A 25,211-nucleotide genomic window follows, 5' to 3' on the forward strand; every position below is an offset into this window, starting at 1 on the left:
TCGTCATTGCGAGGAAATTACGAAGTAATTGACGAAGCAATCTCATGATATTTGATGAGATTGTCATGCAGCCTACGCCTTGCTCGCAATGACTATAAAATAAGCCGCACATTATAAACAAAAAAATAGAACTATGAGCTTTAAAGATTTACCGGAGTTTTTAAAATTTTTAGAAAAAAACGGTGAGTTAAAGCGTATTTCTGTTGAAGTTAAAACTGACCTAGAAATTACTGAAATTAGTAGAAGAGTATTAGCACAAGGCGGACCTGCATTACTTTTTGAAAATGTTATAAAAGCCGACGGCATTAAGTCCGACATACCTATTCTAACTAATCTTTATGCTAGTATAAATCGTATTTGTATGGGGCTTAAACTTAAGTCACCCAAAGAATTAAGAGAGCTTGGTGTTTTACTAGCATTCCTTAAACAGCCGCAACCTCCCGCATCTTTTAAAGAAACATTGTCAATGCTACCGCTAGCTAAGCGTATATTTGCTATGTCTCCTAAAACCGTATCAAAAGCAGCTTTTCATGAAATCGTCATTGACAAACCGAATATCAATATATTGCCGATTCAAAGATGTTGGCCTGATGATATTTCGCCTTTAATTACTTGGGGGATAGTAGTTACTAAAGGACCAACAAAAGATAAAATCGATAATTACAACCTTGGCATATATAGAATGCAGGTTATTTCAGAAAATAAGCTATTGATGCGTTGGTTAAAGTTACGAGGTGGAGCAGAGCATCATAAACGTTGGAAAGAAGCAAAAAAAGAACCGTTTCCTGCTGTTATCGTTATTGGGGCAAATCCGGCGGTAACTTTGGCAGCGGTTACGCCGATACCTGAGAATATCTCAGAGTATAATTTTGCAGGTTTACTCGGTAATGAAAAAGTAGAGCTGGTGCAATGCAAAACTATTGACCTCAAAGTACCTGCACATAGTGAAATAGTGCTGGAAGGCTATGTAAGTTTAGAGGAGTATTTGCCTGAAGGTCCTTTTGGAGATCACACCGGATATTATAATGATGTTGAGGAGTTTCCGGTATTTACCGTAATGGCAATAACGATGAAGAAAAATCCCGTATATTTAAGTACTTATACTGGAAAACCGCCTGATGAGCCGTCAATCTTAGGTGAAGCATTAAATGAAATTTTTATTCCTATCTTGCAGCAACAATTTCCGGAAATAGTCGATTTTTGGCTTCCACCTGAAGGTTGTTCATATAGAGTTGCAGTAGTATCGATTAAAAAATCCTATCCCGGTCATGCTAAAAGAATAATGCTTGGGATTTGGTCTTACTTACGGCAATTTATGTATAGTAAATTTATTATCGTTGTAGATGACGATATTGATGTTCGTAATTGGCAAGAAGTAATTTGGGCAATAGCAACAAGAAGTGATCCAAGGCGTGATACGAGCTTCATAGATAATTCCCCGATAGATTATTTGGATTTTGCATCACCTGATTCAGGGCTTGGTAGTAAAATGGGAATAGATGCAACCGATAAAATATACCCTGAGACAAATAGAAAATGGGGTAAAAAAATAGAAATGAGTCAGGAAGTTATCGACAAGGTTGATAGTATATGGAATAGTTTAATGACATAAGGTATACTCGTTTAATTTGAAAAATTGGCGTCGTCTACGTTTATATTAATTGTTAACTTTTTAGAAGTATCTTGGAACTAAACATGTATAACATTCCCGAACGAGACGATAATTAATAATTTCAAAAAAATTGCCGATAAATATCAAGAGCTTATTTTACATTTCATGCAAGGTAGGGGGAGTATGATCCCTAGGAGCCTAATTGATAGTGATAAAAACAGAATTATAGCTTTCTTTAATGGTAGAACAGTTTTGGGCAAATCCTGAAAAATTTTGCTTAATATTGAATATATTGATAAGTTAAGAGAGCTTACAGCAAGTAGCTTTGCAAAATTTGTCGGTAGTCCAGCAAAAGCTGTATTTTCTCCGGATAATAGAGATAAAAGATTTAAAGATTCTTCATGGGAGGATAATGCTTATTTTGACTTTGTTAAACAATATTATTTACTATCTAGTGAGTGGCTTAAGAAGAATATAGAACAGTATGAGCTATCAAATGATCTCAAGCAACATTTAGAGTTTGTAACTAAACATTTTATCGATGCTTTTTCACCTTCAAATTTTGCTTTTTGTAATCCAAAAGTTTTACGTGAGACATTAGAAAGCGGCGGTCAAAATCTAGTACAGGGATTAGAAAATTTCTTAAGAGATATACAAAGTTCCGGTGATATATTAAATATCAAAACTACTGATAAATCTGCTTTTAAACTCGGTAAGAATATTGCTGCAACAAAAGGAAAAGTCATATTTCAAAATGATTTAATGCAATTAATATGCTATGAACCGAAAGGGAAAGTTCATAAGATTCCGATATTTATTATTCCGCCATGCATAAATAAATATTATATACTCGATTTATCTCCGCATAATTCTTTAGTATCTTTTTTGGTAGAAAATAATTTTCAAGTTTTTCTTATTTCATGGGTTAACCCTGATATCTCTCTATCGGAAAAAGGCTTCGAGGATTACTTAAAAGACGGTATTTTAGCACCTTTTGAGTATGTGAGAAATCTTGGTTTTTAAAAAATTGATTTTGTCGGATATTGCATGGGAGGTACATTCCTTGCTATAATTATCGCATACTTCAAAGCAAAGAAAATAGATTCCGTTCATAGTGCTACTTTCTTTACTACTTTGCTTGATTATACTCATCCCGGTGAGCTTGGAATATTTTTTAATGAAGCTACGATTAACTACATTAAGGAAGATATAAAACTAAAAGGCTATTTTGATGGGCAGTATTTATCAAATAGTTTTAGTTTGCTAAGGGCTAATGATTTAATTTGGACATTTTTTGTCAATAATTATTTACTCGGTAAAAAACCGATGCCTTTTGATTTACTATATTGGAATGCGGATTCTACTAACTTACCGGCAAAAATGTATGAGGAATATTTACAAAATACATATTGCAATAACTTGCTAAAAGAGTCTAATAATTTAGAGGTGCTCGGAACAAAAATAGATCTTGGAAAAGTTAATTGTAACTCTTTTTTTGTAGCCGCAAAAGAAGATCATATAGCTCCATGGCGTTCAATATATGATGGAGTAAAATTATTAAACGGACATAAGATTTTTTGTTTCACGGATTCAGGGCATGTAGCAGGTGTAGTTAATCCTCCTGCGATTGCTAAATATAATTATCGGCTTTAAATGACGACTTAAGTTTAAGTAGTCATGAGTGGCTTATAAAGGCTACGGAATATGAAGGCTCATGGTGGAATTATTGGCTTGATTGGCTTATAAAAAATAATGATAATAAGCTAGTAGATTCTTTAGATTATCAGAATCTAAAGGCTATTAAGAAGCACCGGGAAGTTATGTAAGAAGATAGGTGTTGGATCTTTTTATTGTCATACCGCGACTTGATCGCGGTATCCAGTCTTCTTCTTTATTTTTTTATTGGATACCGTGGTCAAGCCACGGTATGACATAGCGGAATGCAAACCATGCAGATAACGCCTAAAATATAAATAAGTCATGAAGAGAAAAAATAATAAATTTATAGAAATATCTATTGCCTTTATCTTGGGAGTTGCTTTAGGTATTTATGGACAGAATCCGGATTATTTTACTAATCTAATAAATCAAAAATCATTAGCTTTATCTGCACCTCAAATAAAGCATTACAATATTTCAGAGCTTTCAAGAAGTAAAGTTAGTACATGTTTTACTCCGCCTGCCGGTTGTACTAAGTTTATAGCCAATCAGATAGATAAAGCTGAAGAATCTATTTATATGCAGGCATACGGTATGAGCGATGCGTTAATTACTACTGCACTTATTAATGCACAGATGCGAGGAGTAAAAGTTAGAATATTACTTGATCGTAGTAATTTAAAGCAAAAATTTTCTAAATTACACAAATTACAACGAGCAAAAATTGATGTAGGTATAAATAAAGTACCCGGAATCGCTCATAATAAAGTTATAATTATCGATAAAAAGAAAGTAATAACCGGTTCGTTTAATTTCACGGCTGCTGCCGATAAACGTAATGCTGAAAATGTGATTGTTATAGAAGATCAAGAACTAGCAGAGTCTTATTTACAAAATTGGCTAAACAGAAAGGCGAGCAACTGAGAGGAGATTTCCACGATGTCATTCCTGCGAAAGCGGGAATCCAGTAACAATATTAAAAGCTCAAATAATTTCGCTTTTTTCTGGATTCCCGCTTTCGCAGGAATGACATCAAACGCATTTTTCGATCCATGCAACAATGCCTTCAGTCGTTCGCAATGACGTTGAAAATTAAGCAGATTTCTTATTGAAGTTTTTTTGTACTTGTTCTGCCATATTCTGCATTTATTAGAAGCATGATGAACATTCTCGGCAATATGCTTATTTGCGGCTTCTAATATTTTGGTTGAAGACTCATAAGCAATACTTGCTAATTCCTTAGAATTATCCATAGATGTTTCATAAATAGATTTTAAACATTTTTGATGACATTTACTAGCTTGTTTGAAATCTTTAGAATTTGCTGCTTCTTTAGTAGTATTCAAAATAGTATTAACATTATTTTGTATAATCTCGGAATTTTTCTTAAGCAAAGATTGCATGCTTTCTGTAGCAATTTGGTTAGTTGTTAAAAGAATATTCATAGCTCTTTGCATTGTATTTGTGATAGATGAAAGATCTACACTAGGGATATTTTTCATAGAACTCATATAAAATTCCGGATTCATAATAGGATTTCATTAAATCTAAAAATTGTGTATTATTTAACATTATTCATTCTCCTAAAATAAATTAAATTATTTACTTAAAAAATTTTTTGTGTTTTATAGGTTACGTATATGTAAACATAAACCCTCAATTCATGCTAACATTTATAAAATTATGAGTCAATAATTGTTAGCATTAAGAATAATATTGAAAATAGTTAAGTTTTTATAAATGTTAGATATATCAATTCAAGAATTAATAAATAAGTGGCAAAAATACCTCGTTTTGCAAAGAAATTACTCTAATCATACAGTAATTTCTTATAATAATGACCTTAAGCATTTCCTTGAGTTTATGAATTATTATAATTCAGAGCTTGTAACGATAAATCATATTAAAACCGCAGATATAAGATTAATCCGAAGTTGGCTTGCAAAACGTAACTGTGATAATTTTACCACTTCTTCAATTTCACGTGGTTTATCTGCAGTAAAAAATTTTTATAGGTTTTTAGAGAAAACAACACAATTAAATAGTCATATAATTTTTTCTATAAAATCTCCTAAAAAAACTAAATTGTTACCAAAAGCTTTATCGGAGGATGATGTAGTAATATCACTTGAACATATTGAAGAATATGGGAATGTTAAGTGGGTAGAACTTAGAAATAAAGCCCTACTTGTTCTTATATATGCTTCAGGTCTACGTATATCGGAGGCATTATCAATTACGAAACTTCATCTACAAAATCTAGAATTTATAAGAATAATAGGTAAAGGTAGTAAAGAAAGAATAATTCCGTGGTTACCGATTACTAAAAATTTAATTACCAAATATTTAGAAATATTGCCGTATAAGCTAGGGGATAATGAACCGATATTTAGAGGAAAGCAGGGTAAGAAATTGCAGCCACCGGTATTTAATCGTGAATTAATTAAATTAAAGCATTTTTATGGTTTACCGCAGCATTTAACTGCTCATTCATTTAGACATAGTTTTGCTTCACATTTGCTTGAGCATGGTGCAGATTTGCGCTCTATTCAAGAGCTATTAGGTCATAAAAGTTTATCTACTACACAAAATTATACTAAAACAAGTATAAAGCATTTAGAGGCTGTATATACTACCGCATATCCAATTAAAAAATAAAATATATTAATATTCATAATCTTCTTGCGTTAATTTTAAGTTATATATTATATTATTTTAAAAACCTTATAAACATAATATATTAAAGCTAATATTGAGATATTAATATGTTAGAAACACCTAAATTACCTATGGGATATAAACCTTCTAAAGATGAAGAATATATGTGTCCTAATCACCTAGAATATTTTAGACAAAAACTTTTAAGATGGAAAGAGGATTTATTAAAGGAATCTCAAGAGACTTTAGATCATTTAAAGGAAGAAAATTTAAAAGAATCCGATCTTAACGGTTGTGCTACTCATGAAACAGAAAGAGCTTTTGAGCTTCGTAGTAGAAATAGATATTGTAAATTAATGAGTAAAATAGAAGAAGCATTATCACGTATTAAAAATGGGGAATATGGTTACTGTGAAGAAACAGGCGACCCAATAGGTATAAAAAGATTAGAAGCACGACCTATTGCTGCATTATGTATTGAAGCTCAAGAGCGTCATGAAAATTATGAGAGAAGTCATTTGGATGAGCCTGGAAACTGAGTAGCTAAGTAATTTATGTAGTGGATACTGAGTCGTCATTGCGAGAAGAAACTATAAGTTTCGACTAAGCAATCCACTAAAATGCGTAGCATTTTTATTATTTTTCTAGATTGCCACGCCAATGACGATTTTGTCTCCACGCAACAATGTTCACGACTATTAGCGTTTATATACCTTAAAACCTAAAGAAGTTAGAGCATTTACCGTTTCAAATAAAGGTAATCCCATAACATTTGAATATGAGCCGGAAATAAATGAGATAAAAGCTTCTGCATAACCGGAAATTTTGTACCCGCCGGCTTTATCTATTCCCTCATCCAAAGAACAATAAAAATTAATCTCTTCATCACTTAATTTTTTGAACTTAACAATAGTCTGAACTATTTTTTGTCTAACTGTAAGCTGATCATTCTCTTTTTTGATAATACATAAACCGGTATGGACACGATGACGACGTCCGGATAACATCTTAATACAATTCTTGACTTCTTCGTAAGTAGTAGCTTTCGGCAATATTCTTCTACCTACTGCCGCTACGGTATCGGCAGCTATAATTATAGCTGATTCCTCTATTTGAGATGCAACTTTTATAGCTTTTTCGTAAGCAAGTCTTATGGCTAAGGGAGCGGGTAATTCACGCAAATTAGGTGTTTCGTCTATATCTGCTGGAATAATTTGTGAAGGAGTAATTCTTATTCGGTGTAGTAATTCAATTCTTGCAGGAGAGCTTGATGCTAATATAATCGGTAGGTTTTTTTTGTTCTGCTTCATACTTATAAAGACTAGTGACGATGAATCACACGCCCTTTAGTTAAATCATAAGGAGTCATTTCTACCGTAACTTTATCTCCTAGTAATATTCTGATACGATTTTTACGCATCCTACCGGAAGTATGAGCAATAATTACATGATCATTCTCAAGCTTTACTCTGAAAGTAGCATTAGGTAAAAGTTCAAGTACTGTACCTGTAAACTGAATGAGGTCGTCTTTTGACATTAGGTTTAAATTTATATTTATGGTCGGGGCGGAGAGATTCGAACTCCCGACCCTCTGGTCCCAAACCAGATGCGCTACCAGGCTGCGCTACGCCCCGAGAATTAATTATGTCTATACTATATACTCTATTATTCGTAGCAAATCAATTTGTTTATGTAAAAATTTATAGATTTTGCTCAATAAAGAAAGATATCGTCATTGCGAGCAGACATTGTTGCGTGGATCGAAAAACGTATTCGGTGTCATACCGTGGTCAAGCCATGGTATGACACCGAGCGTGCTTTATGGTCCATGTGTATTTCTTAAGTTTTATATACGATTTACCGAATTTCTATAAAAAATATATAAAGTTTAATTTATTTTAAACAAGAAAAGTAACTTATGATTACTTTCTATATGTAGAAAATACTTTATTTTATAAGTATTTTTATAGATATTTTAGTATTTAATTAATGTTTTTTAACTAAAAGTAACGTGTTATTTATATAACAAAATCATAAGTTAGAAAATTTTTTGTTCTTTTAATAATTATTAATCATTTCTTCTTACCCTCTTTTATTATTTAATATTAATTAAAGACCTGAATAAAAATTTAATTTTATTATTAACTTTTTTTAAAAGTGCAACATAACGAAAATATTAAGAATTTTTATCTTAATCTCATTTTACTAAAGATTTTTAAAAATCTTCCAAAAATACATAAAATTTATATTTGTTAATGAATACTAGTCTCGAATTTATAATTTAGAAAATTAAGTCCAAATTTAGGAGATGTTATGTCAAGTCAACGAAACGGGCTGTTGAAAAAGTTATAAAAAGAAGTAGAAAAGAGTTAATCTAAGGAATAAGCTGTATTTTTATGCTTAAATGAAGGTGTAAAGATGCAGGGTTATAAGCTTGATCAAAGTGTGAGATGTAATAGCCTTAGCTTAAGGCACATGATACCTAATGATCATTTATTAGTGAGGATTCATGAAGCTAAAGAATTAGAGTTTTCTTTTATCTATGAAATAACTAAGAATCGTTATTGTGCTAATTACGGACGTCCATCAATTGATCCTGTATTATTTTTTAGGATGCAAATAATAAGTTACTTATATGGTATAAAGTCAAATAGACGATTATGTAAAGAAATTCAGTTAAATATAGCATATAGGTGGTTTTGTGGTTTAAGTTTAGAGGATAAAGTACCGGATCATTCATCATTAAGTAGGATAAGAGATAGATTTGGGGTAGAACTATTTCAAGAAATATTTATAAGCTTGATTAAGCAATGGTATGAACTAGATATTATAAAAGGAGAAACAATTATTTCAGATGCCTCTTTAGTTGAATCTAATGCCTCTATGAATAGCCTAATATTAAGAAAAGATCAAGGTGATTCACAAAAGAGAGAATTAAAAAAATATGAACGTCGTTATCATGATTTCCGAGAAGGGAAAAAAGTAAGGAAAATATCTAATCAAACTCATGTCAGTAGGACAGATCCTGATTGTAGTCTTGTATCAAGAACTAATGGTTATAAAAAGCTATGTTATAAGACCCACTACTCAATTGATTCAGATTCACGTATTATAATAGATTGTTATGTAAGTACAGGATCACAACATGAGTGTATTGTACTTCCAAGTAGAGTTTGGAATATATTAAATAATTTTTCTTTTAGAGTAAAAGAATGGATAGCAGACAAAGGTTATGGTAGAGGTCCAACCTATGGATATTTTAAATTACTTGGAATTACAACTTATATACCTTTACATGTAGATAATCTTGGTGAAGGAAAAATAAGTAGGGGGGAATTTCAATATGATAGAGAACAGGATAGATATAAGTGTCCACAGGGACATTATCTTTATCCGTATGATAAATTAGATAAAAAACAAATAAAACGTTATCGTATTACAGGAGGGCATTGTAAAAATTGCTCTCTAAAATCAGGTTGTATTTCTGATAATTATAGTAATAGAGGACGATTTATTTATCGTAATCCTTATCAGGATGAAATAGATGAGGTAAAGGTCAGACAGAATAGAATTGATTTTAAGAAAAAACTAATTGAGAGAAAGTGGAAAATAGAAGGTCTATTTGGTGAAGCTAAGGAGAATCATGGTTTACGAGGAGCAAAATTTAGAAGTGTACAGAAAACACAGATTCAAATACTGATGATTGCGATAGTACAAAATTTTAAACGGATACTTAAAATTATTTTTTGGTTTTTTTATCTACTGCTATTAAAGATAAAAAAATATTAAAGTATTTGCAACCTTGTTGATTTTTTCAACAGCCCGGAAAAAATACTCTAAAAAATTTAATAAAAAAAGGCATGTTCGTATCAACTGCGGCAGTGATGCTTGCTAGCACAAGTGCACTCGGGGTTCGAACCGTCATAGGTCCAAATGCTGTGTTATCCACAGGCTTTAACCTTGATGGTGGAACGCCTTTTGCCCCAGGGGATGATTTAGCACTTGGAGGAGTGTTTAATTTCACTGCTAATGTTTCAATTGGCTCTTTAAATATAGGTGCCAATAATAACGCAGTTATGACTGTACCGGCCAATACCGCAACATCTAATGGTGCCGGAAGTGGACTAAATATCGATTGTCCTAATAACGGGGCGGCTTTAACTTTAACAGGTAACACTTATTACGTTAATAATATGAATTTTAAACCTACAAAAAATATCAATTTTTCCGGCTCAAATTCTAGTTATATAGTAAGTAATGGATCAAAAATGAAGCAAAATTTATAGCTACTGTGAAACTAATTCCGGCACAGGATTTATGGGGTCAATAGGAGTACACGTGGCTTCTGGTAAACGAGAAATTGCACTTGATGCAGGTAGTGGCAACGGAACAGGGGGAACAAAAAGGCTTAACATATTTAGTACCGATGGGATAGCCGATGAGCCGGGACAACTTCTAAATCAAAATCCGGTTACAATTACAGGAACTATCTTTGCACAAACTATTCAGATAGGAAACCAGTATCAGCCTCTTGTTGGAGGTGACACCCATTATGGTGTAGATTGGGAAACGGGAATTGATACAGGAAATGGAGGGTTAGTACAATTTACGCACAACTCGTTAACACGCTTTCAAAAAAGCGTAATTTCTGATATAGATTTTAAAGGTACTGCCGCACAAGTAACAATAGCTGCCGATGCGAATGTCGGCGGAGCTACCGGTGGGAAATATAATTAATTCCGTAGCCGAAGGAAATAATACATTAAATTTTGCCGGGTAGTACGGTTTACCGGAAATATAGGAGCCAATAATGCGATTAATACATTAAATGTTTAAGGCGATAATACTACAGCTGTTGATTTGGGAGGTAATGTTACAGTTAATAACTTTAATTTTACTAGTGATGGGATAGCTGCAGTAGGAGGAACATTAACTGCAACAGCAGGAGTTGATTATAACAATGCAGCAGCTAGACTTCAATTTAACGGTGCTGTAGGCACAAATCCTTATACTTTTGCAAGTCCGGTTCTTCAGGCTAATAATGGTATATTAGACGTTTATACTAACCTTCTTGCTACTAATGCGAGTATCGGAACACTTGCAACAATTAATATAAGTAATGTTGTAGGTCCGGTCAACGGAGAGTTTACGGTTACCGTTCCAGGAAATTTTGCCTTAGGAGGTACGGTTAATATAGCTACTGCTGGCTCACAATTGATTATAGAAGCACTAGCTGGAGGACAAACAGTGAACTCGATGAAGGTAATGCTAATAATTCCGTTTACGGAGTATGGGTTAGCCCATATTACGGCAAAGCGGTACAAAAAGCCTTTAACGGACTTAGCGGTTATAAAGCTAAATCTACCGGTGGTTCAATCGGGGTCGATACCGTTATAAACGATAATATAGTTCTTGGTGCTGCTTATACTAGAGGTCGATACGAAGTTACGTTACCAAAATGCTAAAGCCGGTAATACTACTAAGGTCGGAACTAACATGGGTTCTATATACGGTTTATATAACTTTATAAATAACTGGTTTGTAGAAGGCGTAACTACCTATTCACGAAGCGATATTAAAACTAATGAACTACGTAATATTATAGGCGGTTATGAAACGGCACACGGTAAGTATCATTCAACTTCTTATAGCGGTCAAGTAGTTGGGGGTTATAATTATCTATGGAAAGAAACTTCATTTGCACCGATGGCAGGTTTAAGACTTACTAAGATTAAAGATTTCGGTTATCAAGAATACGGTACTTCTTTCCAAAATCTAACTATTCAGAAGCGTCAATATAATAAGGTTGAGGGTATACTCGGCGGTGAAATTAAAACAACTTTCTATAAGGATGAGTTCATAATTAGACCGCAAGTTCATGCCTTTATTAATTACGACTTTAAAGGTAAAACACCGGCAATCATTGCAGATCTTAACGGTCTTAATGAGCCTCTACCGGTACCGTCACCTAAACCTACTAAAATGCTGTATGATTTAGGAGCAGGGGTAGTACTTAAGAAAGGCAGAATGGAGTACGGAGTGCATTACGGGTTGAACTTAGCTAAAAAATACCATGCTCAATCCGGTACGCTAAGACTTAACTTATGTAATTTGCTATTAGTAATAATTTAATGAACTATAACATATCTAAATTGTAAAACTCTACACGGGCTGTTGAAAAAATCAACAAGGTTGCAAATACTTTAATATTTTTTTATCTTTAATAGCAGTAGATAAAAAAACCAAAAAATAATTTTAAGTATCCGTTTAAAATTTTGTACTATCGCAATCATCAGTATTTGAATCTGTGTTTTCTGTACACTTCTAAATTTTGCTCCTCGTAAACCATGATTCTCCTTAGCTTCACCAAATAGACCTTCTATTTTCCACTTTCTCTCAATTAGTTTTTTCTTAAAATCAATTCTATTCTGTCTGACCTTTACCTCATCTATTTCATCCTGATAAGGATTACGATAAATAAATCGTCCTCTATTACTATAATTATCAGAAATACAACCTGATTTTAGAGAGCAATTTTTACAATGCCCTCCTGTAATACGATAACGTTTTATTTGTTTTTTATCTAATTTATCATACGGATAAAGATAATGTCCCTGTGGACACTTATATCTATCCTGTTCTCTATCATATTGAAATTCCCCCCTACTTATTTTTCCTTCACCAAGATTATCTACATGTAAAGGTATATAAGTTGTAATTCCAAGTAATTTAAAATATCCATAGGTTGGACCTCTACCATAACCTTTGTCTGCTATCCATTCTTTTACTCTAAAAGAAAAATTATTTAATATATTCCAAACTCTACTTGGAAGTACAATACACTCATGTTGTGATCCTGTACTTACATAACAATCTATTATAATACGTGAATCTGAATCAATTGAGTAGTGGGTCTTATAACATAGCTTTTTATAACCATTAGTTCTTGATACAAGACTACAATCAGGATCTGTCCTACTGACATGAGTTTGATTAGATATTTTCCTTACTTTTTTCCCTTCTCGGAAATCATGATAACGACGTTCATATTTTTTTAATTCTCTCTTTTGTGAATCACCTTGATCTTTTCTTAATATTAGGCTATTCATAGAGGCATTAGATTCAACTAAAGAGGCATCTGAAATAATTGTTTCTCCTTTTATAATATCTAGTTCATACCATTGCTTAATCAAGCTTATAAATATTTCTTGAAATAGTTCTACCCCAAATCTATCTCTTATCCTACTTAATGATGAATGATCCGGTACTTTATCCTCTAAACTTAAACCACAAAACCACCTATATGCTATATTTAACTGAATTTCTTTACATAATCGTCTATTTGACTTTATACCATATAAGTAACTTATTATTTGCATCCTAAAAAATAATACAGGATCAATTGATGGACGTCCGTAATTAGCACAATAACGATTCTTAGTTATTTCATAGATAAAAGAAAACTCTAATTCTTTAGCTTCATGAATCCTCACTAATAAATGATCATTAGGTATCATGTGCCTTAAGCTAAGGCTATTACATCTCACACTTTGATCAAGCTTATAACCCTGCATCTTTACACCTTCATTTAAGCATAAAAATACAGCTTATTCCTTAGATTAACTCTTTTCTACTTCTTTTTATAACTTTTTCAACAGCCCGTACACTTGATCTGACAGGTAGAGATTGATTAAGCAGCAAAAGTGCTGTCAGATAAGTAAGAATTAATAGACTTATCTTGAGCAATTTTAATGCTATCCTTGAAAGTTTGCATAGGAGTTTTTCCATAACAGAACTTTCCAGAATGCGGTCTAGTATTGTTATATTTGTTTAAATATTGATCTAAGTCAATCTGTAAATCCTCTAATGAGCTATAAATCTTTTTACGGAAAGCTATATCATAAAATTCATCTTTTAAAGTTCTATGTAATCTTTCGCATATTCCATTAGTTTGAGGAGAACGTGCCTTAGTTTTAGTATGATCAATATTTTCTATAGCCAAATATAACTCAAAAGCATGATGTTCTACCTTACCACAATATTCCGTTCCTCTATCTGTAAGGATTCTCAGTAGTGGTACATCATGATTATTAAAGAAAGGTATTACCTTATCATTTAAAATATCAGCGGATGTTATTGCAGATTTATCAGTATAGAGTTTGCAAATAGCCACTCTAGAATAAGTGTCAATAAAGGTTTGTTGGTATATTCTACCTACTCCTTTCATATTACCGACATAATAGGTGTCTTGTGCACCAAGATAACCGGGATGCTGAGTATCAATTTCTCCATGAGCCTCTTTAATTTGTTTTGCTTTTTTTAAAGCAGATATCTGCTCTTCTGTCAGTAAGATACCGTCCTGTGCAGATTTAGCTTCTAAAGCTTTGAGTCGTTTCTTTAGAGTTTCAAGATCGTTGCGTAGCCAGATAGAACGTACACCACTGGATGACACTATAATACCTTGCTTTATTAGTGCTTGGCTCGCACGAAGCTGACCAAGAGCAGGATTCTCTATAGCAAGATTTATTACTGCTTGTTCTATATGTTCTGATACACGATTCTTTACTATAGGTTTCTTACGACTCATATCCACAAGAGCCGCTTCTCCGCCCATCTCATATAGTTCCTTGAAACGGTAAAAGCTATCTCTTGAATAGCCCATTACTTTACACGCAGTACTAACACTACCTAGTTGTTTTGCAAGTTCTAATAATCCTAATTTAGGTTTGATTATTTTTTGATCATAATTTGACATATTGTTCCTATTAATTGAGTTTTATATTTAGTTCGTGGATATGATAGATAACTCCTTAGTTATCTACATACCCACAAACTCGTCTAATTTCAATCTTAATATGTCAGATCAAATCTGAAGGTTTACATCTAAATCAACATTTAGAACGGTACTTAGTTTTTTTAGTGTATCTATTATGCCTTTTCGTAATCCTTTTTCAATAGATGATATATATATTGCTTAGTTTTACCGATTTTAATAGCTAATTGTTCTTGAGATAACCCTCTATATTCACGATAAACTTTAATAGGATTTTCACCGTCCAGGATTTTTTGTACTAATTCTTCAGGAAAATATTCCTCATTTTTGGCTATAGCTTCAGTGTATAATGTTTCATCGGTAATACATTGTTTTTTATTGATAAGTTCCTGATATTCATTAAAAGGTATAACAACAAAAGCAGGCTTTCCTTGATATTCTATTATATGTTTATTACTCATTTATATACCTCTCCTCTAACATCAACATTAATTACTAGAATTTCTAACTTTCCTTTATTTATTCTATATATAACTATAGTCCCCAATCCTTAATCTATAACCATCGTGTCCTATTAATTTCTTGATATTATTATTTTCCTTATAAGGATTTAGCTTTAGTTGTTCTAATTTTTCTTTTCTTTTGTTTGTAGAAATTTTGAGTAAATTTTTTAAAGCTGTTTTAGAAAAGCTGAGTTTATATTGCATTTAGAGATGAGAATAGATTATTATAATATACTCTATGTAAGAATAGAAGTCAACATATTGTTGACCAATGCAAAAGTTAATTTAAAATTTGGTTTTATCAGAAAAATTATAATCTTAATGCTAAGTAAGTATAAAACTTAATTAAAAATAAGTTGAATTTGTGTAAGATTTATTATATTAGTATTTGTAATTATTTTTCAGGAACTGCGATAGTTTTTATGGTAATTGCATGTAGTTTTGTATTTAATATTTCATATAAGGCATTTTTTACTAATTTATGTTGATTAATTAAAGAAAGTCCATTAAATTGAACATCTGATATTTCTAATGCATAATGGTCTTGATCTCCTACTAAATCAGTAATTTTTATTATACTGTTTGGAAAGGATTCCTTAAGTATTTTTTCTAGCTCTTCTGCAGATATTGCCATTATTTTATCACTTTTTAGATATAAAAGCCTATAAATATTAATTAAAGTTTTTTTGGTTAAAGTAAAGCTTTATATGAATTTTTATTATAGAATTTTAAACATTCATTGATAAACTCTACTCTTATGCATATAATAATTAATATTATTATGCCATTTATTAATTATTATGAAAAAAGAAGCTGAAGAATTAAAATTATTTATCTTAGAATGTTTGAGTGAGAAAAAAGCAGAAGATATTGAGGTAATTGATTTAACAGGAAAACATAAATTAGCCGATTATATTATATTTGCTAGCGGTAGTTCGACTAAAAATGTTGGAGCAATTGCTGAATATGTAGCTTTAGAATTAAAAAATAATGCCGGTGTAAATAGTAATATTGAGGGGCTTGATAAATCAGAGTGGGTACTAATAGATGCAGGTACTATTTTAATTAATATTTTTATCTTGAAGCACGGGAGCATTTTAAGCTAGAAGAAATTTGGAAAAGATGAACGATCATATTCTTATTAACGTTATAATTTTACTCGGTACTGCGGTTTTTATCGTGGCTATACTTAAGCGTCTTAGATTAAGTCCAGTACTTGGTTACTTAATTGCGGGAGCTGCAATAGGTGATCACGGTTTAAAAATCGTAACATATGACCAAACTAAGTTACTAGGTGAACTTGGTGTAGTATTTCTATTATTTGCAATAGGTCTTGAGTTATCCTTCGAGCGATTAAAAGCTATGAGACGATATGTCTTTGGTCTCGGTAGTTTGCAAGTTTTAACGACTGCTATAGTAATTGCCGGTGCAATGGTACTTATAGACGGTAATAGTAGTGCGGCTATCATTACCGGCGGTGGTCTTGCCCTTTCATCTACGGCACTTGTTATGCAGGTTATTGAGGAAAATCGTAGTCAATCAACGCAAATAGGAAGAGTTTCTTTAGCTATTCTATTACTGCAAGATTTGGCCGTAGTTCCATTGCTTGTGATAGTTCCGTTACTTGCCGGTAACAATAAAGCCTCGCTTGCAGCGGCTCTTGGTATTGCACTCTTAAAAGCCGTAACGGCCTTACTTACAATATTTATTGTCGGTCGTGTTTTTCTTCGTCCTGTATTTTCATTCATTTCATCAGAAAGTAATAATGCAAGCGAGTTACCTATTTCGATGACTTTGTTAATAGTACTTTCTGCTGCTTGGGCTACCGAAACATTTGGTTTGTCTTTAGCTCTAGGAGCATTTGTTGCCGGAGTATTAGTTGCGGAAACTGAATTTAGATTGCAGGCAGAAGAAAGTATTTATCCTTTTAAAAGTTTATTTTTAGGATTGTTTTTCATGACCGTCGGTATGAATATCGATGCCCTAGAAATGTATGAAAAAATATCTCATATTCTTACTTTATCTATTGCTTTAATAGGTATAAAAACCTTAATCATAACGGCTTTTTGTATTTTATTCGGTTTTAATAAAGGAGTTGCTTTTTATTCAGGCTTATTATTATCGCAAGGCGGAGAGTTTGGTTTTATATTATTCAGTTTAGGTAAAGATAGCGGAGTATTAGAAGAAAGTACTGCCGATATATTATTACTCGTAGTTACTTTTACTATGGCACTTACTCCATTACTCGCAGCTTTAGGGAAAAAGATTGCCGAGAAAGTTGATAAAGGACTAGGTAAAACTCCGACTCAAATGATTGAGCTTGGTGCAAGAGATTTAACAAACCATATTATTATTGCCGGACTCGGTAATACCGGTAAAATGGTAGCAAGAGTTTTGGAAGCAGAAGGTATAAGTTACGTAATACTTGATTTAGATGATGATAGAGTCAAAGAAGAGCTATCAAACGGTTTACCGGTTTTTAAAGGTGATGTATCGCAAGCCGATACTCTAAAGGCATTAGGTACGGAAAGAGCATTCGCTATAATACTTACTATGAATAATCAAGTAACTATTAAGAAATCGCTTAAAACAATTAGCGGTAATTATCAGGATATACCGGTTGTCGTTAAGTTAAAAAATTTAAAAAATGCTAGAGAGTTTTATGATTTAGGCGCCACAACTATTATTCCGGAAAGTTATGAGACTGGATTACAAATCGGTGGAATAGTCCTAAAAAATATAGGTATTAGCGAGCAGGAAATTAATAGAATAAAAGTACAATTTAGGCTTGGTAATTATATAATAGCAAAAAAAGAAGATGCTTTATCTGAAGCGGAAGATAATGATTAAAATTCTTATTATTTTAATTATTGTAATATTATCAACAACAATTAACGCCGATAATAAAAAATTGCCTATTCCGAGATTTGTTTCAATAAAATCTAATGAAGTAAATGCAAGAAGCGGACCAACTACTAAATCTGCCGTAGAATGGGTTTTTGTTAAAAAAGGCGAACCGGTAGAAATAACTGCAGAGTACGAGCAATGGCGACAAGTACGTGACATTAACGGCGAAGGCGGTTGGATACATTCAAGCGTCTTATCAGGTAAAAGATCAGTAGTTATTACTTCTAATAAGAAAACAGAACTTACCAAATCCGCAGACCCTAAAAGCCGAGTTATAGCAAAATTAATGCCCAAGGTTCGCTGCGGTTTAAAAAAATGTAAAGAACAATTCTGCCAAATTACATGTAAGGATTACACAGGTTGGATTTCCAAGAAAGTAATTTGGGGAGTATATGATGATAATGATAGGTATTAATTTACTATAACATTTAATAATAAAATTATTTACTACCTGAGGTTAATTTACTATATATAAAAACTTACTAAAGATATAATTATTTATGCAAAGATATTTAGACGGTACAAATGATGTCGCATTTAAAAAATTATTTAGCGATAAAGTAAAATTAATAAATTTACTGAACTCTCTTCTTAGGTTATCGAAAGGAGATAGAATCATAGATTTAAGCTATATAACTACTGAACAAATTGCCTTTATTTCTTGAAGGGAAAAGAAGTTTATTCGATCTAAAAGTTAAAGATGAAACTGGTAGATGGTATATAATCGAGATGCAGCGTAAAATGGAGAAAGATTATCTTAATAGAACGCAGCTTTACAGTTGTTATACCTATATTAATCAAATTAAGAAAGGTATGAAACATAGGGATTTATTGCCGGTAGTAATAATTTCTATCATAGGAACAAAAGCTTTGCCTGATGAATTGCCTTGGAGTGAAATGAAAGAAATTGCTAAAGATAATTATGATTATTGGTTTGGTAGAGGTAAAGGTTTTTTAAAAGGGGCAACTACTTATTTAAACGATTTGGAGTATGCTTTATCAGCCTTTTCACTTCATCAAGCTACCGAAAGTTTTTACAGTACTATTTTATTAGTTTTTTTCTAACTATAAACCTAAATTGCATGATATAAAAAAGTTAGGTAATAGAGTAAGAAAATATCATATTGAGCTATTACAGGTATTTCCTATGGCAACGCCGGAGCAAGAGGAATGTTTTAAATTACTACAAAAAGCTTATGTTGACGCAAGATATGATAAAAATTATAAAATTACAAAAGAACAACTACTTTATCTTATTGAAAGAATAGAAAAATTAAAAGAAATCACCGAAAGAATCTGTACAGCAAGAATTAATCAGTAGTAGGTTAGGGTCATTCTTAGCTCAGCATTGCCTGCCTGGATACCGAGTCGTCATTGCGAGCGACTGCAAGGAGCGTGGCAATCCAGAAAAAATAACAAAAAAATTCTGTAAATCAGAATTTTTTACTGGATTGCTTCGTCAATTACTTACGTAATTTCCTCGCAATGACGGAAAAGACGATCCACGCAACAATGCCTCGCGGGAATGACATCGAGCGGGTTCTTCGAGCCATGCAACAAAACCTAAATTATGCAGCTATTACAGCTCTGTTTTTAATAGATCAAGAAGATAATGCAAAGGAACTACTTCAACTTATGAATTAAGATAATATTTATCCTTTCCCGGGTATACTATATAAGCTTTCTTTGGTTTTAAGTCTTGCAATGCATTATAGAAACCTTTTGATATAGAAGGAGTAAGGGATCTTTTAATTTCAATTGCCGTAAGATTATTTATGCTTGATTCTAGTATTAAATCTACCTCTGCCCCTCCGGCAGTTCTATAAAACCAACTATTCATTTTATTTTTAACTGTAGATAAAATATTTTCTATTACAAATCCTTCAAAACTTCCTCCGAGAATATAATGTCCGAGTAGCTCATCATAAGACTTAATAATGCATGTAGGATACCGCTATCACGAATATATAGTTTGGGGGCTTTGACTAATCGCTTCTTTACATTACTAGACCAAGGTCTTAGCAATCTTATAAGGAATAAATCCTCAAAGAGATCAATATATCTCATTATAGTAGGGACTGATATCCCAAGGCTTGCTGCTATTTTGCTAGCATTTAGTAAATCGCCTTGACAATGAGCAAATATAGTCCATGTTCTACGTAAAACTTCTGTAGATATATTATAGCCGAGTTGCGGTATTTCACGTTCTAAATAAGTCATGATAAAAGGTTGCCGCCAATTCATACTACTATTATCCGAAGCACTAAGAAAGCTATCGGGAAAGCTGCCCCTAAGCCATAATAAATTATCATCAATATATCCGGCTTTTCTAACTTCTTGAATATTAAAACCACAAAGCTGAGTACAAATTATACGACCTGCTAACGATTCTGAGGAATGCTTTAATAATTCTTTAGAAGCAGAACCAAGAAGTAAGAATTGTTTAACCTTTTGCCCCTGCTGACGTCTTTCATCAATAACGCTACGTAAAACTTGAAAAAGCTGCGGCATTCTTTGAATTTCATCAATAATAACTAAATGGTTAGAATGAGTTTGAAAGTAAAGCTCAGGATCAGATAATTTTGCCAAATCTGAAGGCTTCTCTAAGTCTAAATATAAAGGGGTAGGGGATATTTGTGCGGCTATTTCTTTTGCCAAAGTAGTTTTTCTCACTTGTCTTGGGCCTAAAATAGCTACAGCTGAAAACTCATTTAAAAAAGATTTAATATCTTTTGCTAAAAAACGCTCAATCATTATACAAGTATTATTAATATGGTAAAAAAGAAAATAAAAGATAAGGCTCATAAAAAAGAAAGTATGATTTGTACTACACTTCAAATCAAGCTTTAGCAAAATTACAAGCAAAAGTGCAAGATTATATAGATACTACAGGAGAAAAAATTTCTCTAGTAGATGAATTAATTAAGTTAAGAAAAGCAGATGGATAGTGCTTTCGGTTTATTTAAAATTTGATAAAATTATCTAAATATAGTATAGAACTTATTTATAATATTAAAAATTTTATGAGTAAGAAGCTTTATATTAAGACCTACGGATGTCAGATGAATGTTTATGACTCCGTTAAGATGCAGGATTTGCTTTATCCCTTTAGCTATGAACCCACGGAAAATATTGAAGATGCTGATGTTATTATTCTAAATACCTGTCATATCAGAGAGAAAGCAGCCGAGAAAACTTATTCTGAACTCGGTCGTATTAAGAAAATACAAGATACCAGAAAAAAACAAGGCTTAAACTCTGCAATAATAGTTGTAGCCGGTTGTGTTGCACAGGCGGAAGGTGAAGAGATTTTCACAAGAACTCCTTATGTTGATATTGTTGTCGGTCCGCAATCTTATTATAACCTACCGGAATTAATCTCAAAAGTCGTTAGACACGAAAAGCACTTAATCGATCTTGATTTTGTTGAAGAAGCAAAATTTGATCAGTTACCTGAGCAATTATATCCGCAAGGAACAAGTGCCTTTATATCGGTACAGGAAGGGTGCGATAAATTTTGTACTTTCTGTGTAGTGCCTTACACAAGAGGTGCTGAATTTTCAAGGAATGTAGAGCAAGTTTACAGAGAAGCACTAAAAGTAGTTAGTAGCGGTGCTAAAGAAATTATGTTACTTGGACAAAATGTCAATGCATATCACGGTAAAGGTCCTGCAGATAAAATATTTAGTCTAGCCGATTTACTCAAACATCTAGCACAAATTCCAAATTTAGAGAGATTACGTTATACCACCTCACACCCGATAGATATGAATGATGATCTAATAAAACTGCACGGCACCGAACCTAAATTAATGCCGTTTCTACATCTACCGGTGCAGTCAGGTTCAAATAAAATATTAAAATCCATGAACCGCAAACATGATCGGGAATATTATTTTGATATAATTAATCGCTTAAGAGAAGCAAGACCCGATATAGTTTTATCCTCTGATTTTATTGTCGGTTTTCCCGGTGAAACAGATGAAGATTTTGAGGATACTTTAGATTTGGTCCGCAGAGTAAAATACGGTCAGTGCTATTCGTTTAAATATAGCCCACGTCCCGGCACACCTGGTGCAACTAGAACCGACCAAATACCTGAACATATAAAATCAGAGAGATTAACTATATTGCAAAAAGAACTTATGGCTCAGCAACTAGCTTTTAATGAAAGTTGTGTTGGTAGTACTATGAAAGTTCTATTTGATCGCGATGGTAAATTCGACGACCAGATAATAGGTAAAACTCCATACATGCAGTCCGTATATATCCAAAACCCTAATAAATCTTTACTTGGTAAAATCATTGATGTAAAAATTACTAAGGCTTCACTTAATAGTTTAACCGGCGAAATATTATAAGTCATGTATAAATCTCTATTTTTTTGTTTAAAAATTTTTGCCTTCCTTATTTTAGTAGGTTGCGGGATTACTGCTTATATAATATATCACTATTCACGTGATTTGCCTGATTACTCACAGCTTGCACGTTATTATCCACCGTCGGTAACGCGTATTTATTCCCGTGACGGCAAATTAATGGAGGAGTACGCTTTTGAACGTCGTGTATTTGTACCGATTAATAGCGTACCGAGTTCGCTAATAGAAAGTTTTATTGCAGCTGAGGATAAGAATTTCTATAACCATCCCGGCATTGATTTGCTTGGAATAGTTAGAGCGGCATTTTTAAATATATCTAATTATTTACATCATAGGCGTATGGAAGGAGCATCTACCATTACTCAGCAAGTGGTTAAAAATTTTCTGCTAACTAACGAGGTTTCTCTTGAACGTAAGATTAAAGAAGCGATTCTTTCTTATATGATTTCAAGAGTATTTACTAAGGATCAAATCTTAGAATTATATCTTAATCAAACATTCTTTGGTCGCGGTGCATACGGTGTTGCGGCAGCTGCACAAAATTATTTTAATAAATCCGGAGAGGAACTTACCATTGCAGAATCAGCTTTTATTGCGGCACTGCCTAAAGCCCCTTCCAAACTTAATCCGGAGAGAAACTACGCTAGAGTAAAAGCTCGTCGTGATTACGTAATAATGCGTATGTTTGAAGATGGTTATATAACAAGAGATGCTGCGAAAGAAGCTATGGATAGCCCGATAGTTTTACGTAAACGAGCTAAAGAAGAAACTGTTACGGCTGATTATTATGCCGAGCAGGTGCGAGAAGAAGTAATTAAGATGCTAAATAGTAAAGAGGAATTTTATACAGGAGGTCTTACTATTATTACTTCTTTAGATGCAAAGATGCAGCAATTAGCCGAAAACTCTCTAAGAAAAGGACTTAGGGAGTTTGATAGGAAGCGTGGTTTTAGAAAACCTATTGCCAATATTTCTCTTGATAATTGGCAAGAAGAGTTTAAAAAATTACCTACACCTCAATCGCTTTTAGAGTATAAATTAGCTGTAGTTCTAGATGTGACTGATAACCATGCAGAGATTGGACTTATAGACGGCAGCAAATCTAAAATTCCTATTGCTGAAATGAAATGGGCAAGAAGTAACCTTAAATCAGTTAAGGCTTTGCTTAAAAAAGGTGACGTGATAGTGGTTGAGGCTATAAAAGAGGGGTATGCTCTTCGTCAGATTCCTGAAGTAAATGGGGCTATTATGGTTATGAACCCAAATACCGGACAGGTACTTGCAAGCGTCGGGGGGTATGATTTTTCCACAAGTAAATTTGATAGAGTAACTCAAGCACTTCGTCAACCGGGTTCTTTGAGTAAAACCTTTGTTTATTTAGCAGCCCTTGAAAACGGTGTTAAGCCGAATCAGATTTTTAACGATGGACCTATTGAGATTTTGCAAGGTCCGGGTATGCCTAGCTGGCGTCCTAAAAATTATGAAGGTAAGTTTTTAGGTGAAATCACTATGCGTACCGGGCTTGAAAAATCTCGTAATCTCATAACCGTAAGAGTTGCGACTGCTGTAGGGCTTACAAAAATCGTTGATATAATTAAGCGATTCGGTATTAATAATGAACCGAAAAAAGTTTACTCTATGGTACTTGGTTCAATTGAAACTACACTTAGCAGAATGACTAATGCTTATGCAATTATTGCTAACGGCGGTAAAAAAGTTGAGCCTCATTTTGTAGAATTAATTAAAGACCGTAACGGTAAAATTATTTATAGGCGAGATGATAGAGAATGTCTTTCTTGTAATGTTTCAGATAACAATTTAGATACCGCAATATTAGAAATACCGAAAGAATATATCTATAGAGTTACGGATGAAGCTAGTGATTATCAAATTACTTCGTTTTTAACCGGAGCAATAGATAGAGGTACCAGTTATGCTGCGAAGAAGCTAGGGAAAATTATCGGTGGAAAAACCGGTACTAGTAACGATAGTAGAGATACATGGTTTGTAGGTTTTACGCCCAAGATAGTAGTTGGCAGTTATGTTGGCTATGATACACCGAAAGAGCTTGGAAAAAGAGCAACAGGTTCAAACGTAGTATTGCCGATTTTTATTGATTTTATGAGTAATGCTTATAAGGATGAACCGTCGCTGCCTTTCAAAGTTCCTGATTCAATAAAATTATTAGCAGTAGATAGAGCAACCGGTAAAATTACGCCAAGCGGCACGGTTATAGAAGCATTTAAAGTCAATAATTTTCAGATGCTTGAGAATGAAGATATGATCGATAATCACGATAATAATGATATTTTTGATTATGTACCGAGTAAGGAAGATCAGTCTCAAGAAATTTATTAAATTGTATACACTTAGTTTAAGCGGATGTCATTCTCGTACAGCATTGTTGTATGGATCAATATTTCCCTCTGTCATCCCGCAAGCTTGTAGCGGGATCCAGTTTAAAATACTAAAATTATTAGTATTTTAAGTTGTTTTCTGGACCCCGTGGTCAAGCCACGGTATGACACTAAATACATTTTTTGATCCATACAACAAAGCTACCTACCTACTTATTCATTTATTTGGAATTTTAATTATATGAAAAAAATTATTTTACACCTAACTGCCCTAATATCACTTACTGTACCTTTTATAACTCAAGCGGATTGTTTTTTAGTTAAAGAAAATGATAAATTTATTAAACGGGAAGGTATAGACCA

The 25,211-nt window shown here is 32.9% G+C and carries 25 protein-coding genes, 1 tRNA gene and 5 pseudogenes; 21 read left to right on the plus strand and 10 right to left on the minus strand.

The window, feature by feature from the left end; all coding sequences use genetic code 11:
• The first annotated feature begins 133 nt into the window (after positions 1-133).
• The 4 genes from REIP_RS01325 to pld all read left to right on the plus strand — a co-directional run bounded on the left by REIP_RS01325 (position 134) and on the right by pld (position 4,195).
• The gene (locus REIP_RS01325; protein WP_045803623.1) at positions 134-1,612 is read left to right on the plus strand and encodes a UbiD family decarboxylase; all 1,479 of its coding nucleotides are present in this window, start codon (positions 134-136) and stop codon (positions 1,610-1,612) included.
• Between the two features lie 273 nt (positions 1,613-1,885).
• Positions 1,886-2,635: a poly(3-hydroxyalkanoate) synthetase gene (locus REIP_RS01330; protein WP_231569153.1), complete on the plus strand. Its 750-nt coding sequence runs from the start codon at positions 1,886-1,888 to the stop codon at positions 2,633-2,635.
• 24 nt (positions 2,636-2,659) lie between these two features.
• Entirely contained in the window at positions 2,660-3,265 is a 606-nt protein-coding gene (locus tag REIP_RS01335) for an alpha/beta fold hydrolase (RefSeq protein ID WP_231569154.1), read from the plus strand.
• Between the two features lie 327 nt (positions 3,266-3,592).
• Positions 3,593-4,195, plus strand: coding sequence for a phospholipase D (gene pld, locus REIP_RS01340; RefSeq protein ID WP_045803624.1), 603 nt, complete (start codon positions 3,593-3,595; stop codon positions 4,193-4,195).
• Between the two features lie 168 nt (positions 4,196-4,363).
• Here the strand turns inward: pld and REIP_RS08350 are convergent.
• Positions 4,364-4,843: pseudogene (locus tag REIP_RS08350) on the minus strand (phasin family protein).
• 168 nt (positions 4,844-5,011) lie between these two features.
• On the opposite strand from REIP_RS08350, the gene REIP_RS01350 reads away from it, so the two are divergent.
• Together REIP_RS01350 and dksA are read left to right on the plus strand one after the other, a co-directional pair.
• Positions 5,012-5,929, plus strand: coding sequence for a tyrosine recombinase XerC (locus REIP_RS01350; RefSeq protein WP_023507255.1), 918 nt, complete (start codon positions 5,012-5,014; stop codon positions 5,927-5,929).
• A 107-nt stretch (positions 5,930-6,036) separates the two neighbouring features.
• The gene (gene dksA, locus REIP_RS01355; RefSeq protein ID WP_045803625.1) at positions 6,037-6,468 is read left to right on the plus strand and encodes an RNA polymerase-binding protein DksA; all 432 of its coding nucleotides are present in this window, start codon (positions 6,037-6,039) and stop codon (positions 6,466-6,468) included.
• A gap of 159 nt (positions 6,469-6,627) precedes the next feature.
• On the opposite strand, the gene REIP_RS01360 is transcribed toward dksA, so the two are convergent.
• From REIP_RS01360 to REIP_RS01370, 3 genes are all read right to left on the minus strand, one after another.
• Positions 6,628-7,239 carry a Maf family protein gene (locus REIP_RS01360; protein ID WP_045803626.1) on the minus strand — a complete coding sequence of 204 codons (612 nt, stop codon included), beginning with the start codon at positions 7,237-7,239 and terminating at the stop codon, positions 6,628-6,630.
• An 11-nt stretch (positions 7,240-7,250) separates the two neighbouring features.
• Entirely contained in the window at positions 7,251-7,466 is a 216-nt protein-coding gene (gene infA / locus REIP_RS01365) for a translation initiation factor IF-1 (protein ID WP_008579354.1), read from the minus strand.
• A 20-nt stretch (positions 7,467-7,486) separates the two neighbouring features.
• A tRNA-Pro gene (locus tag REIP_RS01370) sits at positions 7,487-7,563 on the minus strand.
• A gap of 75 nt (positions 7,564-7,638) precedes the next feature.
• Between REIP_RS01370 and REIP_RS10605 the strand changes: the two genes are divergently transcribed.
• From REIP_RS10605 to REIP_RS01395, 6 genes are all read left to right on the plus strand, one after another.
• Positions 7,639-7,803, plus strand: a complete 165-nt coding sequence (locus REIP_RS10605) for a hypothetical protein (RefSeq protein WP_156147387.1) — start codon at positions 7,639-7,641, stop codon at positions 7,801-7,803.
• A gap of 601 nt (positions 7,804-8,404) precedes the next feature.
• Positions 8,405-9,718 carry a transposase gene (locus REIP_RS01375; RefSeq protein ID WP_172686766.1) on the plus strand — a complete coding sequence of 438 codons (1,314 nt, stop codon included), beginning with the start codon at positions 8,405-8,407 and terminating at the stop codon, positions 9,716-9,718.
• Positions 9,719-9,789: 71 nt separating this feature from the next.
• Positions 9,790-10,215: a hypothetical protein gene (locus tag REIP_RS11465; RefSeq protein WP_197069177.1), complete on the plus strand. Its 426-nt coding sequence runs from the start codon at positions 9,790-9,792 to the stop codon at positions 10,213-10,215.
• Between the two features lie 31 nt (positions 10,216-10,246).
• Positions 10,247-10,666: a hypothetical protein gene (locus REIP_RS12070; RefSeq protein WP_231569156.1), complete on the plus strand. Its 420-nt coding sequence runs from the start codon at positions 10,247-10,249 to the stop codon at positions 10,664-10,666.
• Between the two features lie 476 nt (positions 10,667-11,142).
• Positions 11,143-11,394, plus strand: a complete 252-nt coding sequence (locus tag REIP_RS13085; RefSeq protein WP_269429020.1) for an autotransporter domain-containing protein — start codon at positions 11,143-11,145, stop codon at positions 11,392-11,394.
• Positions 11,345-12,061, plus strand: a complete 717-nt coding sequence (locus tag REIP_RS01395) for an autotransporter outer membrane beta-barrel domain-containing protein (protein ID WP_269428998.1) — start codon at positions 11,345-11,347, stop codon at positions 12,059-12,061. Before REIP_RS13085 ends, REIP_RS01395 begins: the two co-directional genes overlap by 50 nt.
• Positions 12,062-12,132: 71 nt before the next feature.
• Here the strand turns inward: REIP_RS01395 and REIP_RS01400 are convergent, their stop codons facing one another.
• The 5 genes from REIP_RS01400 to REIP_RS01420 form a co-directional block, all read right to left on the minus strand.
• Positions 12,133-13,446 (minus strand): transposase, encoded by a 1,314-nt coding sequence (locus REIP_RS01400; RefSeq protein WP_172686766.1) that lies wholly within the window; start codon positions 13,444-13,446, stop codon positions 12,133-12,135.
• 173 nt (positions 13,447-13,619) lie between these two features.
• Entirely contained in the window at positions 13,620-14,684 is a 1,065-nt protein-coding gene (locus tag REIP_RS01405; RefSeq protein ID WP_045803566.1) for an IS481 family transposase, read from the minus strand.
• 173 nt (positions 14,685-14,857) lie between these two features.
• Positions 14,858-15,163, minus strand: coding sequence for a helix-turn-helix transcriptional regulator (locus tag REIP_RS01410; RefSeq protein WP_231569157.1), 306 nt, complete (start codon positions 15,161-15,163; stop codon positions 14,858-14,860).
• A 63-nt stretch (positions 15,164-15,226) separates the two neighbouring features.
• Entirely contained in the window at positions 15,227-15,409 is a 183-nt protein-coding gene (locus REIP_RS01415) for a type II toxin-antitoxin system RelE family toxin (protein WP_045803629.1), read from the minus strand.
• A 190-nt stretch (positions 15,410-15,599) separates the two neighbouring features.
• On the minus strand, positions 15,600-15,839 hold the full coding sequence (locus REIP_RS01420) for a BolA/IbaG family iron-sulfur metabolism protein (protein ID WP_045803630.1): 240 nt from the start codon (positions 15,837-15,839) through the stop codon (positions 15,600-15,602).
• Positions 15,840-16,005: 166 nt separating this feature from the next.
• On the opposite strand from REIP_RS01420, the pseudogene rsfS reads away from it, so the two are divergent.
• The 6 genes and pseudogenes from rsfS (at position 16,006) to REIP_RS10620 (ending at position 19,756) form a co-directional block, all read left to right on the plus strand.
• Positions 16,006-16,331, plus strand: a pseudogene (gene rsfS, locus REIP_RS01425) (ribosome silencing factor).
• A complete protein-coding gene (locus REIP_RS01430; protein WP_045803631.1) occupies positions 16,328-18,055 on the plus strand; it encodes a monovalent cation:proton antiporter-2 (CPA2) family protein in 1,728 nt (575 codons plus the stop codon). The pseudogene rsfS and the gene REIP_RS01430 overlap by 4 nt, the downstream one beginning before the upstream one ends.
• The gene (locus REIP_RS01435; RefSeq protein ID WP_045803632.1) at positions 18,048-18,527 is read left to right on the plus strand and encodes an SH3 domain-containing protein; all 480 of its coding nucleotides are present in this window, start codon (positions 18,048-18,050) and stop codon (positions 18,525-18,527) included. Before REIP_RS01430 ends, REIP_RS01435 begins: the two co-directional genes overlap by 8 nt.
• A gap of 85 nt (positions 18,528-18,612) precedes the next feature.
• Positions 18,613-19,433 (plus strand): annotated as a pseudogene (locus REIP_RS12075) (Rpn family recombination-promoting nuclease/putative transposase).
• Positions 19,434-19,460: 27 nt separating this feature from the next.
• Positions 19,461-19,584: pseudogene (locus REIP_RS10615) on the plus strand (zinc ABC transporter substrate-binding protein); the annotation flags it as partial.
• Positions 19,585-19,597: 13 nt separating this feature from the next.
• Positions 19,598-19,756: a hypothetical protein gene (locus REIP_RS10620; RefSeq protein ID WP_156147388.1), complete on the plus strand. Its 159-nt coding sequence runs from the start codon at positions 19,598-19,600 to the stop codon at positions 19,754-19,756.
• On the opposite strand, the pseudogene REIP_RS12080 reads toward REIP_RS10620, so the two are convergent.
• A pseudogene (locus tag REIP_RS12080) lies at positions 19,746-20,917 on the minus strand (ATP-binding protein). The gene REIP_RS10620 and the pseudogene REIP_RS12080 overlap by 11 nt on opposite strands.
• A gap of 17 nt (positions 20,918-20,934) precedes the next feature.
• On the opposite strand from REIP_RS12080, the gene REIP_RS13090 reads away from it, so the two are divergent.
• The 3 genes from REIP_RS13090 to REIP_RS01465 all read left to right on the plus strand — a co-directional run bounded on the left by REIP_RS13090 (position 20,935) and on the right by REIP_RS01465 (position 24,849).
• Complete coding sequence (locus REIP_RS13090) at positions 20,935-21,060, plus strand: hypothetical protein (protein ID WP_269429000.1); 126 nt, start codon at positions 20,935-20,937, stop codon at positions 21,058-21,060.
• 75 nt (positions 21,061-21,135) lie between these two features.
• Positions 21,136-22,473, plus strand: a complete 1,338-nt coding sequence (gene miaB / locus REIP_RS01460; RefSeq protein WP_045804256.1) for a tRNA (N6-isopentenyl adenosine(37)-C2)-methylthiotransferase MiaB — start codon at positions 21,136-21,138, stop codon at positions 22,471-22,473.
• A 3-nt stretch (positions 22,474-22,476) separates the two neighbouring features.
• Positions 22,477-24,849, plus strand: coding sequence for a penicillin-binding protein 1A (locus REIP_RS01465; protein ID WP_045803633.1), 2,373 nt, complete (start codon positions 22,477-22,479; stop codon positions 24,847-24,849).
• Positions 24,850-25,211 lie beyond the last annotated feature (362 nt).

The sequence above is a fragment of the Rickettsia endosymbiont of Ixodes pacificus genome (genome assembly GCF_000965155.1).
GTDB lineage: Bacteria > Pseudomonadota > Alphaproteobacteria > Rickettsiales > Rickettsiaceae > Rickettsia > Rickettsia tamurae.